The organism is Cytobacillus sp. ABV4_503 (assembly GCF_056158445.1).
Genome location: NZ_JBSWTH010000001.1, coordinates 720,509 through 733,075, shown reverse-complemented (window position 1 = coordinate 733,075; position 12,567 = coordinate 720,509). Strand labels below are relative to the sequence as shown.

General features: G+C 42.6%; 14 protein-coding genes, 1 pseudogene and 1 riboswitch. Of the genes and pseudogenes, 8 read left to right on the top strand and 7 right to left on the bottom strand.

Features of this window, described 5'->3' with window-relative positions; all coding sequences use genetic code 11:
• Positions 1–129: 129 nt before the first annotated feature.
• Positions 130–627 (bottom strand): preQ(1) synthase, encoded by a 498-nt coding sequence (gene queF / locus ACXAD1_RS03725; protein WP_474909503.1) that lies wholly within the window; start codon positions 625–627, stop codon positions 130–132.
• A gap of 113 nt (positions 628–740) precedes the next feature.
• Positions 741–786, bottom strand: a riboswitch (PreQ1 riboswitch).
• 142 nt (positions 787–928) lie between these two features.
• Here queF and mscL point away from each other — a divergent pair.
• From mscL to ACXAD1_RS03710, 3 genes and pseudogenes are all read left to right on the top strand, one after another.
• Positions 929–1,300, top strand: a complete 372-nt coding sequence (gene mscL / locus ACXAD1_RS03720; protein ID WP_206842109.1) for a large conductance mechanosensitive channel protein MscL — start codon at positions 929–931, stop codon at positions 1,298–1,300.
• A 69-nt stretch (positions 1,301–1,369) separates the two neighbouring features.
• Positions 1,370–2,011 (top strand): Bax inhibitor-1/YccA family protein, encoded by a 642-nt coding sequence (locus ACXAD1_RS03715; protein WP_206842107.1) that lies wholly within the window; start codon positions 1,370–1,372, stop codon positions 2,009–2,011.
• A gap of 220 nt (positions 2,012–2,231) precedes the next feature.
• A pseudogene (locus ACXAD1_RS03710) lies at positions 2,232–2,669 on the top strand (AhpC/TSA family protein); the annotation flags it as partial.
• A gap of 7 nt (positions 2,670–2,676) precedes the next feature.
• On the opposite strand, the gene ACXAD1_RS03705 reads toward ACXAD1_RS03710, so the two are convergent.
• Positions 2,677–3,405, bottom strand: a complete 729-nt coding sequence (locus ACXAD1_RS03705) for a 5-formyltetrahydrofolate cyclo-ligase (RefSeq protein ID WP_370222940.1) — start codon at positions 3,403–3,405, stop codon at positions 2,677–2,679.
• A gap of 460 nt (positions 3,406–3,865) precedes the next feature.
• On the opposite strand from ACXAD1_RS03705, the gene ACXAD1_RS03700 reads away from it, so the two are divergent.
• The 5 genes from ACXAD1_RS03700 (at position 3,866) to ACXAD1_RS03680 (ending at position 7,775) form a co-directional block, all read left to right on the top strand.
• Complete coding sequence (locus ACXAD1_RS03700) at positions 3,866–4,630, top strand: gluconate 2-dehydrogenase subunit 3 family protein (RefSeq protein ID WP_206842099.1); 765 nt, start codon at positions 3,866–3,868, stop codon at positions 4,628–4,630.
• Between the two features lie 26 nt (positions 4,631–4,656).
• The gene (locus ACXAD1_RS03695) at positions 4,657–6,366 is read left to right on the top strand and encodes a GMC family oxidoreductase (protein WP_206842095.1); all 1,710 of its coding nucleotides are present in this window, start codon (positions 4,657–4,659) and stop codon (positions 6,364–6,366) included.
• A 39-nt stretch (positions 6,367–6,405) separates the two neighbouring features.
• Positions 6,406–6,624 carry a twin-arginine translocase TatA/TatE family subunit gene (gene tatA / locus ACXAD1_RS03690; RefSeq protein ID WP_095244370.1) on the top strand — a complete coding sequence of 73 codons (219 nt, stop codon included), beginning with the start codon at positions 6,406–6,408 and terminating at the stop codon, positions 6,622–6,624.
• Positions 6,625–6,638: 14 nt separating this feature from the next.
• Positions 6,639–7,367, top strand: coding sequence for a twin-arginine translocase subunit TatC (tatC, locus tag ACXAD1_RS03685; RefSeq protein ID WP_474909502.1), 729 nt, complete (start codon positions 6,639–6,641; stop codon positions 7,365–7,367).
• 66 nt (positions 7,368–7,433) lie between these two features.
• A complete protein-coding gene (locus ACXAD1_RS03680; RefSeq protein ID WP_370222943.1) occupies positions 7,434–7,775 on the top strand; it encodes a DUF3243 domain-containing protein in 342 nt (113 codons plus the stop codon).
• A 41-nt stretch (positions 7,776–7,816) separates the two neighbouring features.
• On the opposite strand, the gene ACXAD1_RS03675 is transcribed toward ACXAD1_RS03680, so the two are convergent.
• From ACXAD1_RS03675 to ACXAD1_RS03655, 5 genes are all read right to left on the bottom strand, one after another.
• Positions 7,817–8,098, bottom strand: a complete 282-nt coding sequence (locus ACXAD1_RS03675) for a hypothetical protein (RefSeq protein WP_206842076.1) — start codon at positions 8,096–8,098, stop codon at positions 7,817–7,819.
• Positions 8,099–8,168: 70 nt separating this feature from the next.
• Positions 8,169–8,705 carry a GNAT family N-acetyltransferase gene (locus tag ACXAD1_RS03670; RefSeq protein WP_474909501.1) on the bottom strand — a complete coding sequence of 179 codons (537 nt, stop codon included), beginning with the start codon at positions 8,703–8,705 and terminating at the stop codon, positions 8,169–8,171.
• Positions 8,706–8,721: 16 nt separating this feature from the next.
• Positions 8,722–9,204 carry a GNAT family N-acetyltransferase gene (locus ACXAD1_RS03665; RefSeq protein ID WP_206842070.1) on the bottom strand — a complete coding sequence of 161 codons (483 nt, stop codon included), beginning with the start codon at positions 9,202–9,204 and terminating at the stop codon, positions 8,722–8,724.
• Between the two features lie 68 nt (positions 9,205–9,272).
• The gene (locus ACXAD1_RS03660; protein ID WP_474909500.1) at positions 9,273–10,631 is read right to left on the bottom strand and encodes a TldD/PmbA family protein; all 1,359 of its coding nucleotides are present in this window, start codon (positions 10,629–10,631) and stop codon (positions 9,273–9,275) included.
• Between the two features lies 1 nt (position 10,632).
• On the bottom strand, positions 10,633–12,024 hold the full coding sequence (locus tag ACXAD1_RS03655; RefSeq protein ID WP_474909499.1) for a TldD/PmbA family protein: 1,392 nt from the start codon (positions 12,022–12,024) through the stop codon (positions 10,633–10,635).
• Between the last annotated feature and the right edge of the window lie 543 nt (positions 12,025–12,567).

Here is a 12,567-nt window from a genome sequence, read left to right as displayed (position 1 = left end):
ACGCTCACAAAAATACAGAATATTCCCTAAATATAATCCCACTTATGTATTTTTTCTGCAACAAAAAAAGCAGATTGCTCTGCCTTTTTTGATATTATTTTAAAATTGCACTTTAAGCAAGCTGTGGTCTTAACGATTATCAATTGTCTCCGGGTAAAGATCATGGTTCATCAAACGGTAATCCGCCATTTTTTCATATTTCATCCCAGGCTTTCCGTAGTTGCAATACGGATCGATGGAGATTCCTCCACGTGGCGTAAATTTGCCCCAAACCTCAATATAGCGGGGATCCATTAATTCAATAAGATCATTCATAATGATGTTCATGCAGTCCTCATGGAAATCGCCATGATTTCTAAAGCTGAAAAGATATAGCTTTAATGACTTGCTCTCTACCATTTTCTGATCCGGAATATAGCTGATATAGATGGTCGCAAAATCCGGCTGTCCCGTTTTAGGGCAAAGACTCGTAAACTCAGGGCAATTAAACTTTACAAAATAATCGCGGTTTGGATGCTTATTGTCAAAAGCCTCCAGAATCTCAGGCGAGTATTCAAAAAGATAGTTTGTACCCTGATTTCCCAATAGTGTAATATCCGTTAATTCCTCATCTTTTCTTCCTGACATCAAAAAAGCCTCCCTTATATGATCCCGCTGATCCTAAGGAGAGGTCCAAAAAGTACAGCTTGAAAAAACAAAAACCATATCCTCTTATGGATATGGTTGATTATTGTATAATCAAAGCCATAGTTTTTTATAGAGGGTGAAGCTATGAACCTCTCCCGTTCGCACGGGAATATTCGAAATATAATTGTCATTGTTACTATAGAGAAAAAGCCTGTTTCTGTCAATAGGGGCTTCCTTATCTGGTTTTCATTTATTCTTCATAGTATAATTACGGTAATTTTTCAAAGAAAGGTGACATGTTATGTGGAATGAGTTTAAAAAATTCGCCCTAAAGGGAAATGTGCTTGATTTGGCTGTCGGGGTTGTTATCGGAGCTGCCTTCGGAAAGATTGTATCTTCTCTTGTAGATGATATCATCATGCCGCTTGTTGGATTGCTGATGGGCGGAGTAGACTTTAGCGATCTGATGATAAAGGTCGGCAGCGCAGAAGTCAAATACGGTTTATTCATACAAAATGTGGTTGATTTCTTCATCGTGGCATTCTCAATCTTCGTCTTTATCAGGATTATCAACAATCGTTTCAAAAAGAAAGAAGAAGCAATGCCTGCACCAGCAGTGGATAAAAACGTTGAGCTTTTAACTGAAATAAGAGACCTTTTAAAAACAAAATAAAAAATGAAACTTAAACAATAGTTCTGACGTATATACATATACAAATGATTTTAGAGGAGAAATGAAAAAATGTATGTACAGCATACTGCAAATAACAGTTATTTGCCTTCTGTCTTACGGGCGTTTGCCTTATCATTGGGTATTGCTTTTATCGGAACGATGGCGGGTGTCTTCATCCCTCCAGCCCTATTTTTGCCGCTCATGATTCTTGAACTCGGAATGCTGCTTTTCGCTTTCCTCCTTCGCCGCAAAAAGGCTATTGGTTATCCATTCCTGTATGTATTTACATTTATTTCCGGTATGACGACTTATCCAATTGTTGCCCATTACCTGGCTGCCATTGGCCCGAACCCCGTACTGGTTGCACTTGCAGCGACAACGGTTGTATTCACAGGTTTGGCCGTTTACGCTACGACAACCAAGCGGGATTTATCTTTCCTTGGCGGCATGCTGATGGCAGCATTGCTTGCCCTTATTGCAATCTCGATTTTCAGCATCTTCTGGCCGTTAAGCTCTAATGCTATGCTGGCATTCTCCTTCATCGGAGTGCTTGTATTCAGCGGATATGTGCTATTCGACTTTAACCGCATGAAGCATTATGGAGTGTCACCGGAAGAAGTGCCTTTGATGGCTCTTAACCTATACCTTGATTTTATCAACCTGTTCATTAATATTCTTCGCATTTTTGGAATTTTGGGGAGCAGGGACTAAACAGGAGTGCGACCTCCTGTTTTTTTATGTGCAAGCCGCATTTCTTTATTCCTTTAAAAAGTTTAGGTATGATCAGAAGTAAAATCCGAGAGGCGGGATAATAATGAATTATATTTTAGAAACCCAAAATCCTGATAAAAATATTACTCTTGAACAGGCCATTATTGGCCAATACACAATGGCTGTTTTCGTCCGCCACCTTGGCTGACCGGTCTGCAGAGAATATCTTGCGCAGTTGCGCGAGCGCATAAGTGAATGGGAATCCAGAGGTTTTCAGGTCATTGTCGTAGCTCCTTCCAAAGGAACCTTCATCAATCAATTCCTTGAGCAATTCGGACCGTTCCCTTTCCCGATCCTTGGCGATCCTTCCCGGGAAGCTTATAGAGGAATGGGACATAAAACGATGCCAAAGTGGAAGCTTCTTTCAAAAGCAGCTTTTGGATTTATTACTGGCAAGGTAAAAAGGTTTTTCCCTGATAATGAAAAACAGAAGGAGTTTGTCATGAAATCCATGAAGACCCAGGATGTCTACATTCAGGGCGGGACATGGCTTTTCTCTCCGCAGGGAAAAATTTTATGGAAGCATATTGATGAATCACCTGAAGATCACGCAAAGATTAATGATGTTCTAAAGAAAATGGACGAAGTTAAAGCTTAAAAGGCAGTCAATTACCTGGCTGCCTTTCTTTTGTGATCTCCCATATTTCACGCAATACCGGCATCTCTTCCATTTGTTCCTCGGTTACAAGATCCCATTGAATGCCGCCTGGCTTTGAATATGGCGTATTGGTTCTGATCAGTTCCTTTTCGGTTGCAATCCAGTCGACGGTCAAATCATACGGGTCCCTCGGGATATCTGCCTCTGTAACCTGGACGCTGTTGACTGTTCCAATCACAGGGATTTCCGGATTTCCCAGCTCTCTGATGATGGCATATTCACGGTCAGCATAGCCCTCCCCTTTTCCGACACGCCGGCCATCCCGATGAAGGCCTACAGATCCGGCAAAAAACAAATCAATCCTCGGCAATTCTGTGAGAGGAACTTCTTTTCCATATGAGCGGATATGCTTAAGGCTCGCTGCTTTCCGCTCCTCCCCGGCGGGTACCCATTCGGGCTTTACCATAATAAATCCAGCTTTAAGCCTTGGAGTGGGCACCAGCAATGTCTTTCCATCTTTCAAAATTTGAGTGCGGATCGGCAGCTGCGGAGAATCAGGATTTACTTTAATTACCTTTGCCTCTTTATACTCAGGCATCTTAAAAATAAATGCAGCCGCTTTTTCAGCTCCTTTGAAATTGGGGATTCTATTTTTTAAAGGAAACGGAAAGCGGCCAAGCTTATTCTCCTCAAGATAATTCCATATGTACTCACGGATTTCTTTCTTCGTATTCATTGCGTTCACTTCCTTTCTTTCATTTTATCTATTAAAGAAAGAAACTCCAATTTTTTAAATAAAAAGGTTTTAAGACAAGTACACGGGGTAAACAAATAATGCAAGGCCAATAACAAAACAGAAGGGACTGGTTGACGATGAAAAGCGTAACAGCGACTTCAAGGTTCGTCATTGGCATTGCAAGAAACCAGGGAGGGTTTGCAGAGCGTTCGAAAGGCACTCTCGTCTATAACCGATATATTTAAAATCGGTTCGGCCCTATGCAAATCATAATCCTCAGGTTGTCCGTCATCGGACTTAAAAAAGGTGCAGACCAATCGGTTTGCATCTTTTTTAATGCCTCATATATCCCCTTCTCTCCCCTCTTCTTTTCTCCCTATCTCCCAAAAAAATTCCTGATCATTGTTTAGACATGTATGTTTTTCACCATAATGGCAAATAAAAGGAGGTTTCTAGGTAAATGTCTGAACATGAACAAAAACAAGAATCAACCATGTCCCGTAGGAGATTCATCCGCAATTCCGGGTTAGTTGCCGGCGGTTTGGTAGGAGGCGGCATTCTTGGCGGCTTAATTGGTGCCAACATGAATAAAGACGGTACAGCAACAGAAGAGAATGCCCATACAAACGGGCATAATCAGGTTGCCTACCAGCAGTCACCTTTATATTTCACAAACCCTGAAATATTCGGAATTCTGCAGGCTGCAGTTGAAAGAATTTATCCAAAGGATGAAAATGGCCCTGGTGCTAATGATTTGGATGTTCCTTTTTTTATCGACCATCAGCTTGCGGGCTCATGGGGAAACAATACAAGGGAATATATGCAGGGCCCATTCTTCCCAGGCTCAAACTTTCAGGGTTACCAATCCCCTTTAAAACGGCATGAAGTCTTTGATGTCGGCCTTGTCGCCCTGCAGACCTACAGCAATGATAAGTTCAAAAAGCCTTTCGCTGAACTTGAGGGTGAACAGCAGGATGAAATTCTTACGGCCTTTGAGGAAGATAAAGTAGAGCTTCGGGGTGTTACCTCAAGGACATTTTTTAATATTCTCCGGGCAGCAACTATTGAAGGCGTCTATGCAGATCCTGCCTATGCCGGAAACAAGAATATGGAAGGCTGGAAAATGAAAGACTTTCCTGGCCATCAAATGAGCTATATCAATCAAATAGAGTCTGAAAAATTTGTTGAAATTAAACCGAACAGTCTCCATTCATATACCAAATAGTACTATCTCTTAAGGAAGTGGTAAACATGGCTAAAACATTGCCAAAAACAGATGCAGTCGTTGTAGGAGTCGGATGGGCAGGCGGCATCATTGCGGCTGAACTTGGAAAACAGGGGTTAAAAGTAGTTGGTCTGGAGCGGGGAAAAGAGCGCGGAGTTAAGGACTACTATGTTGTCCATGATGAACTCCGATATGGAATCCGCTATGAATTAATGCAGGATCTTTCAAAAGAAACGATCACGTTCCGCAACCATGGGAAGGAACGATCTCTTCCTATGCGTCAGCTTGGCTCCTTTTTGCTTGGCGAGGGCTTAGGAGGATCCGGTGTTCACTGGAATGGGCATACCTTCCGCTTTTTGCCCTATGACTTTGAAATTAAATCACAGACGGTAAAAAAATATGGCGAAGCAAAAATTAAAGGTCTTCAAGTTCAGGACTGGGGCATTACATACGATGAATTGGAGCCCTATTTCTACGAATTTGAAAAAGCAGCAGGGATTAGCGGAGAAGAAGGCGAGTTAGGACCGAAGAGAGCAAATCCGTTCCCGAATCCCCCAATGAAGGAGACGCCCATTACGGCTAGATTTAAAGAAGCAGCGAAGTCATTGGGGATGAAACCTTACCATATGCCATCGGGCAATATGAGCCAGGCTTATGAAAACCAATATGGCGCCAAGCTGGCTCCTTGTCAGTACTGTGCGTTCTGTGAACGTTTCGGCTGTGAATATGGAGCCAAGGCAGATCCGACCGTGGCCGTCATTCCATTTGCGAAAGAAACTGGAAATGTAGATATCCGCAACTTTGCAAATGTAACAGAAATTATTCATGACGGCAAAAAAGCAACCGGTGTGCGCTATGTGGATGTGCAAACAAAGGAAGAATTCATCCAGCCGGCAGAAATGGTTATTCTGACAAGCTATGTCATGAATAACACCCGCCTGCTGCTGACATCCAAACTTGGACGCCCTTATAATCCTGACACAGGCAAAGGAGTTATTGGAAAGAATTATTGCTACCAAATCCTTCCTGGATCAGCGGGATTTTTTGATGAAGAGCAATTTAATACATTTATGGGTGCAGGTGCTCTTGGTGCAACTGTGGATGATTACAATGGAGACAATTTTGATCACTCCGATCTTAACTTCATCCATGGCGGTTCCATTTCGATCAACCAATCAGGATACCGACCAATCCAATATAATATGGTTCCGACTGATACACCGAAATGGGGCAGCAAGTTCAAAGAGAACTCCATTAAATATTTCACCAGAGCCTTGAGCATTGGAACACAGGGGGCTTCCATGCCTGTGCAGCACAACTATATGGACCTGGACCCTTCATATAAAGATGCTTACGGGCTCCCGCTGCTTCGCCTGACATATGATTTCACGGAACAGGATAAGAATCTTTATAACTATATTGGAAAAATCACAGACAACATCATGAAGGAAATGGGACCGGCAAAAATTAACGACAGGCAGCAGCTGGAGCACTATGACATCGTCCCTTATCAGACAACACACAATACCGGCGGCGTGATCATGGGGGCTGAGCCCGAATCTTCAGCTGTAAATAACTATCTGCAGATGTGGGATGCAGAAAATGTATTTGTCATTGGCGCATCCGCTTTCCCTCACAACGGAGGGTATAATCCGACAGGAACAGTTGGGGCACTCGCCTACCGTGCTGCCGAAGGAATCATCAAATACAGCAAAGAAGGCGGCCTTCTGGCATAAAGGATACCTTTTAAATCTGACAAAAAAGGAGTGAACATCATGGGGCTTTCAAATATAGGAATTCCCGGATTGATTATTATCCTTGTTATTACCTTAATTATCTTTGGTCCAAAAAAGCTTCCTGAGATCGGGTCTGCCTTTGGAAGGACCTTATCAGAATTCAAGAAATCAGCCAGAGACATTATGAGCGACGACGATGAACCCGATTCAAAAACTCGCTCTATTGAAACGGCTGATCGGAAGGATAAACCGCTTTAATAGGAGGGTTTAGATTGAAAACGGAAGAACAAACCCTTGTAGAGCATTTAACGGATCTTAGAAAAGTGCTGATTCGATCACTGCTTTTCTTTATAGCCAGCTTTGCCCTATGTCTGATTTTTATCAACAGACTGATACCCATGCTCGCGAATGATCATGAGCTTGTCATGCTTGGACCGCTGGATGTCATTAAGCTGTATACGGGAATTGCAGGAAGCATAAGCCTTGGACTTGCGCTTCCTTTTATCTCCTATCAGATTTGGCTATTTGTAAAGCCGGCATTAACGGAAAAAGAAAGCAGAGTATCCTTAATGTTTTTTCCGGCCATTCTCTTCAGCTTTATCGGCGGTCTTTGCTTCGGCTTTTTTATTATATTCCCTGCTATTTATCAGTTTCTAATGCTATTGGGTGAATCACATTTTGCGATGATGATCACTGCCAGGGAGTATTTTTCTTTTCTGCTGATGTCGACCATTCCTTTTGGTTTTCTGTTTGAAGTGCCTTTGCTGTTATTGTTTCTGACAACGATCGGCATTGTCACCCCAGCCATGCTCAGCTCGATGCGAAAATACGCTTATTTGATCATGGCTGTCGTATCAGCTCTTATTACACCGCCTGATTTATTCTCACAGATTCTTGTCCTTGTGCCCCTTATCGGGCTATATGAAATTGGCGTTATTTTGTCAAAAGTAAAATTCAAGAAATTGAAAGCAGTTCAGGAATCTCCATCCAGCGAGATTTAAACAAGTTTAGGCTTGCCCCCAAAGGGATATTTAATAAGAAAACGTTCCTTTGGGAGGTCTATAAAAATGAATGAACAGGATCATGTAATCAAACAAGATGGTGAATTGGATGCAAAAAATATCAAGAGCGCAATGGCCAAGATGTCGAATGAAAGAGCGGAAGATATTTTAAGCAGCTTCGAGGAGTTTAAAAGCTATCTGGCTGAAAGAATCGAGCTTGGCAAAAAGCTGGGCTTAAATGAGGAACAGCTTGCGGTAACAGCAGAAAAAGTGGCAGGCTACCTGGCTGAAAATGTGGAACCAAAAAACCGTGAAGAACAGCTCCTGAAAGAATTATGGAAAGCTGGCAATGATGAAGAAAAGCATAAGCTGGCCCATATGCTTGTACGCCTGACAGAACAGGCCTAATAACAAAGCCGGAATTGTTGTGTATGGCAATTCCGGCTTTGTTACTTTTTTAAATCTCTATAAAGATTTATAAACTGGTTTGGCGCTGACTTTACTTGAAAAGAGAATAGTCCCCGATTGGTATGAAGATAAAGGAAACCAATTTCGCAATTGGAAGATCTGTATGACATATCCCAAACTTCATCAATCAGAAATTTATCCGTTGGCGAAAGGATGTGATCTTCAAATAAATGAAGATAGAGTTCCTTTTCAATGTATTGCTGCTGATTCCAGTCGATTTTTCGGGTGACTGTTATAAAAGGATGGGAAGCAAGGATCCGCACATGAACCTCCATATTTAAAGATTTGCTTCCATTGAAACATATTGCAGATCAGGATTCAAATGCAGGCACCTTACCCTAAGTATTCATCCCGTAAAATTGCATAATAAGTCAGGTCTACCGGCCTGCCATCTTTCATCGCATGCTGGCGCAAAATTCCTTCATGCTTCATTCCTGCTTTCTCCATAATCCTCCATGATCCGGGATTGTCCGTAAAAGCAAGGGCATAAATGCGGTTATGATTCAGCTCTTCGAAACCATATTTAATAACTGTCCTGGCTGCCTCTGTACCATATCCTTTTCCCCAGAAAGGCTTGCCGATCCAATAGCCGATTTCTGCTCTTCTGTTTGCATTAGTGCCTGTAATATTGATGAGGCCTATTAAGCTATTATCCTCTTTTTTTGTAATGGCGAAAATCGCAATTTTACCTTTTCTCTCTGCTTGGAGGATGCTCGAAATAAACTCCTTTGCTCCACCTTCAGGATAAGGATGGGGAATATTTAGTGTTGTTTTGGCTACATCATAATCGCTTGCATATTCTTCAACCTTAGGTGCATCGTCCAGGATAAGGCTGCGAAGAATTAGGCGGTTTGCTTCAAGAGTTTTCATTTCTCGGACCTCCTTTTTAACCTTTAAAAGCAGTTGTTCCTGCTTTCGCTAACTTCTCCATAAAAATAAATATGGTTTCTTCTCTATCCAGCTTTTCTTTCTTATATCCCGCGTAACCGAGCTTTTCATAGAAACAAATATTTTTTTCGCTTTCACTGCCGGTAAATAGTTCAAATCGTTCCACATTAAACTGACGTTCGATTTCATTCATTAGTGCTTTTCCAATTCCTTTATTCTGAAAGTCTGGATGCACCATTAATTTTCCTATATAGCATGTTCTATCTTTTTGATATGCTCTAACAGAGCCAACTAGCTCTCCATCTTCTATGTATTTTAAAATTAGATAATCTTCAAAAGCCTTTTCAACATCACTTACGGTTTGCTTTAATGGCTCTATATTAAAATCCCCATAAAGTTCTGCTTCACTTCTATATGCCAGCTTTTGTATGGATAATATTTTCGCTGCGTCGCCAATTTTGGCTTCAATAATCTTTCCCATAATTTGTCCCCCTATAATAAAACGAAATTTTTTCAAAAAAGCGCACCACTTGGTGATGCGCTCTTGACTTACTCCACAGTCACAGCCAGCTCCCTGATTAATAGAGATGGCGAACCAATGTAGCCTGTGGCCATGAATCCCATCGAAAATTCCAGGTCTGAACCGATGGCTTCAATATTATTCAATAGCTCATAGAAGTTTCCGGCAATCGTCATTTGGTTTACTGCATTTTGCACTTTTCCGTCTTTAACATAATAGCCGTTGGCCGCAATGGAGAAGTCACCTGATACGGTATTGGCACCGGAATGGAGGCCGGATAATTCGGTTATGATTATGCCCTCCGGCAGCGAAGATACCAGCTCATTATAGCTTTGATCAGATGGAATGACATGAAGGTTCGTTGGAGCTACCGTTAGAGCGCTCTTATAAGAAGCTTTGTAGGCATTGCCTGTCGATTCCACTCCATCTTTTTGAGCTGTTTTGCGGTTATGCATCAGGGTAACAAGCCTGCCGTCTTTCACAATATCTTTTCTGGCAGTGGCGACCCCTTCGCTGTCGAAATTAGAGCTGAGCAGACCTGCTTCTAAAAATGGATCATCTACTATATTCAATGACGCTGCTGCAATGACTTCACCTGTTTTGCCCTTTAAAGCCGATTGCCCTTTTTGGGTATTTTCCGCTGAGAGGATAGGGATGTATGTCTGAAGCAGAGCGCTGGCAGCATCATTTCTCAATAATACAGGGTATTTCTTGCTTTCAGCACTTCTGGCATTAAGCTGAGATAATGCTTCTTCTACGGCATGGCTGGCAATTTCCTCGGGATTCAAGATGGAAAAGTCTCTCGTAAACTTGGAGTATTCACCGTTCTTCACTAGATCTCCCTGCTTAACGATTACTGATATATAAATGCCGGCATGATTGGTCTTTTCACTGAGATTTAGACCTTTGCTGTTGAGGAGAACCCTTTCTGTTTCACCGCTGCTCAGCATGAAATAATCAGTCCCGGTTACCCGCTCATCAAATGCATAGATATGCTTTTCTATTTCCTTAAGCAAATTTATTTTTTCAGCGATCGTAACTTCAGCAAGACTGCTTGAATAGTAGCTTCCTGCCTCATACTTTTCGCTGCCGGCAAAGATTTCTTCCTGTACTTCATCTTCAATGAATTGAGAGTTTTCCTTCGCATTCTCGACTAGAAAAGACAGGGATTCCTCATCCAGTTTCTCGGTAAAAGCATAGCCCATCCTGCCTTCGTAAAGGCCTCGGAAGGAGGTTCCGAACACTTCGGAAGTGTCGTAGGAATCGATTTCTCCTTTGTACAGCTCGCAGGCGAACTTTTCCTCTCTCTCATAATAAAGCTCCATATCTGTAAAACCGTGCTGCCCGCCAAGCTGAAATAGCTTTTCCTTAAATTCCTGCAGGTTCATATTATTCGCCCCCCTTTGTGCCGCCAACAGTCATTTCACTAACGCGAATCATCGGCTGGCCAACATTGACAGGAATGCTTCCGCTTTGTGAACCGCACATGCCTGCACCGTGGTCCAGGTTATTCCCCACCATATCAACCAGCTGAAGAGTTTTCGGGCCATTTCCTATTAATGTAGCACCTTTTAACGGCTTGCCGATTTTTCCGTCTTTTACAAGATACGCCTCCATGACAGCGAAATTGTAATCGCCAGTTGTGGTATTAACTTGACCGCCGCCCATGTATTTTGTATAAATTCCATACTCTGTATTTGAAATGATTTCTTCCGGAGTGGATTTGCCGTTTGCAATGTACGTATTGGTCATCCTTGAAGTCGGTGCAAAGCGGTAGGACTGCCGCCTTCCTGATCCCGTTGACTCCATGCCCATTCTGCGGCCGCCGAATTTATCAATCAAGTAACCTTTTAAAATCCCATTTTCAATCAGGACATTTTTACGGGCTTTTTCGCCTTCATCATCTATCGTAATCGATCCCCACTCATTGGCAAGCGTGCCGTCATCAATGTATGTAACGACATCTGAAGCCACTTTTTCGCCGATCCGGTTTGCAAAAACGGAGTTTTCCTTTGCCACAGATGTCGCCTCCAGGCCATGTCCGCATGCTTCATGGAAAATAACGCCGCCGAATTCATTATCGATAATGACAGGCAATTTTCCGCTCGGGCATGGCTCTGCCCCAAGCATTGTAACCGCGATGCGGGAAGCTTCATTGGCATAATGCTCAAGATTCAGATTTTCCATGAATTCAAAGCCTTTATGGGCTCCAGGTCCATAGAATCCTGGCTGCATTTGATTTCCTTCCGCAGCAATCGACTGAATGGCAAGGCGGCTTCGCACCCGGCGGTCTTCAACAAATTTCCCATCCGAGTTGGCAATCAGCACATTCTGTTCTTCATCCAAATACCTGACCGTAACCTGCTGGATGCTGTTATGATAGTTTTTCGCAATTTCGTAAGCCTTTTTCATCACATCTACTTTGCGAAGCTTCTCCACTTCACGCGGATTAAGAGATATAGGATGAGCTGCCGGAATGATTTCCTTTTGCAGCTGTGCGGGCTGAATGATTTTTTCTCCTTTAACCGCCTGGGCAGCATTGCCCGCAGCTTTCAATAAACCTTCCTTTGAACCATCCGTTGTGTAAGCATAAACACTCTGCAGCCCTTTAAACACACGAATGCCTATCCCGTAATCCCTGCCCGATAAGCTGCTCTCAATTTTACCGGCCTGCAATGCGAGGTTATTGGTAAAACGATCTTCAACAAACACTTCAGCAAAATCCCCGCCAGTGGCCAGGGCTGCTGTAATAACATCATGAATGACTGATTGTGAAAGCATAAAGACCCTCCCTATTTCCAACTTTTCAAACTATTCTAATCATATCGCACTGATCTTTATTTTAGTATGATTTTTTCCTTTTTTGACCAATAAGGAGGATGATTATGCCTCGGACTGGAGACTTAAATAGGGGATTTGCTTGTACGTGAGCTGGACTATTTGCAGGTTTGCTCATCTATTTGTCATTTCGGTTGTTCTATTTGCAAGGTTGCTCGTCTATTTGCAGGTTGGTGGACTCTATTTGCATTCTACCTATCTATTGGCAAGTTTGGCTGGGCTATTTGCAGGTATAGGAGCACTATTTGCATTCACCTATATATTTGCGAATTCCACTGTTCTATTTGCAAGCCCCCCTTATCTATTTGCAAATTTGCCTGGGCTATTTGCAGTCCCACTCATCTATTTGCAAATTTGCCTGGGCTATTTGCAAGTCCCCCTCACCTATTTGCAAATTTGCCTGGGCTATTTGCAGTCCCACTCATCTGTTTGCAAATTTGCCTGGGCTATTTGCAAGTCCCCCTCACCTATTTGCAAATTTGCCTG

Coding starts and splice junctions, on each gene's coding strand:
- queF (WP_474909503.1), bottom strand. CDS start 627: ATGTCAGGAAGAAAAGATGAGGAATTAACGGATATTACACTATTGGGA.
- mscL (WP_206842109.1), top strand. CDS start 929: ATGTGGAATGAGTTTAAAAAATTCGCCCTAAAGGGAAATGTGCTTGAT.
- ACXAD1_RS03715 (WP_206842107.1), top strand. CDS start 1,370: ATGTATGTACAGCATACTGCAAATAACAGTTATTTGCCTTCTGTCTTA.
- ACXAD1_RS03705 (WP_370222940.1), bottom strand. CDS start 3,405: ATGAATACGAAGAAAGAAATCCGTGAGTACATATGGAATTATCTTGAG.
- ACXAD1_RS03700 (WP_206842099.1), top strand. CDS start 3,866: ATGTCTGAACATGAACAAAAACAAGAATCAACCATGTCCCGTAGGAGA.
- ACXAD1_RS03695 (WP_206842095.1), top strand. CDS start 4,657: ATGGCTAAAACATTGCCAAAAACAGATGCAGTCGTTGTAGGAGTCGGA.
- tatA (WP_095244370.1), top strand. CDS start 6,406: ATGGGGCTTTCAAATATAGGAATTCCCGGATTGATTATTATCCTTGTT.
- ACXAD1_RS03680 (WP_370222943.1), top strand. CDS start 7,434: ATGAATGAACAGGATCATGTAATCAAACAAGATGGTGAATTGGATGCA.
- ACXAD1_RS03670 (WP_474909501.1), bottom strand. CDS start 8,705: ATGAAAACTCTTGAAGCAAACCGCCTAATTCTTCGCAGCCTTATCCTG.
- ACXAD1_RS03665 (WP_206842070.1), bottom strand. CDS start 9,204: ATGGGAAAGATTATTGAAGCCAAAATTGGCGACGCAGCGAAAATATTA.
- ACXAD1_RS03660 (WP_474909500.1), bottom strand. CDS start 10,631: ATGAACCTGCAGGAATTTAAGGAAAAGCTATTTCAGCTTGGCGGGCAG.
- ACXAD1_RS03655 (WP_474909499.1), bottom strand. CDS start 12,024: ATGCTTTCACAATCAGTCATTCATGATGTTATTACAGCAGCCCTGGCC.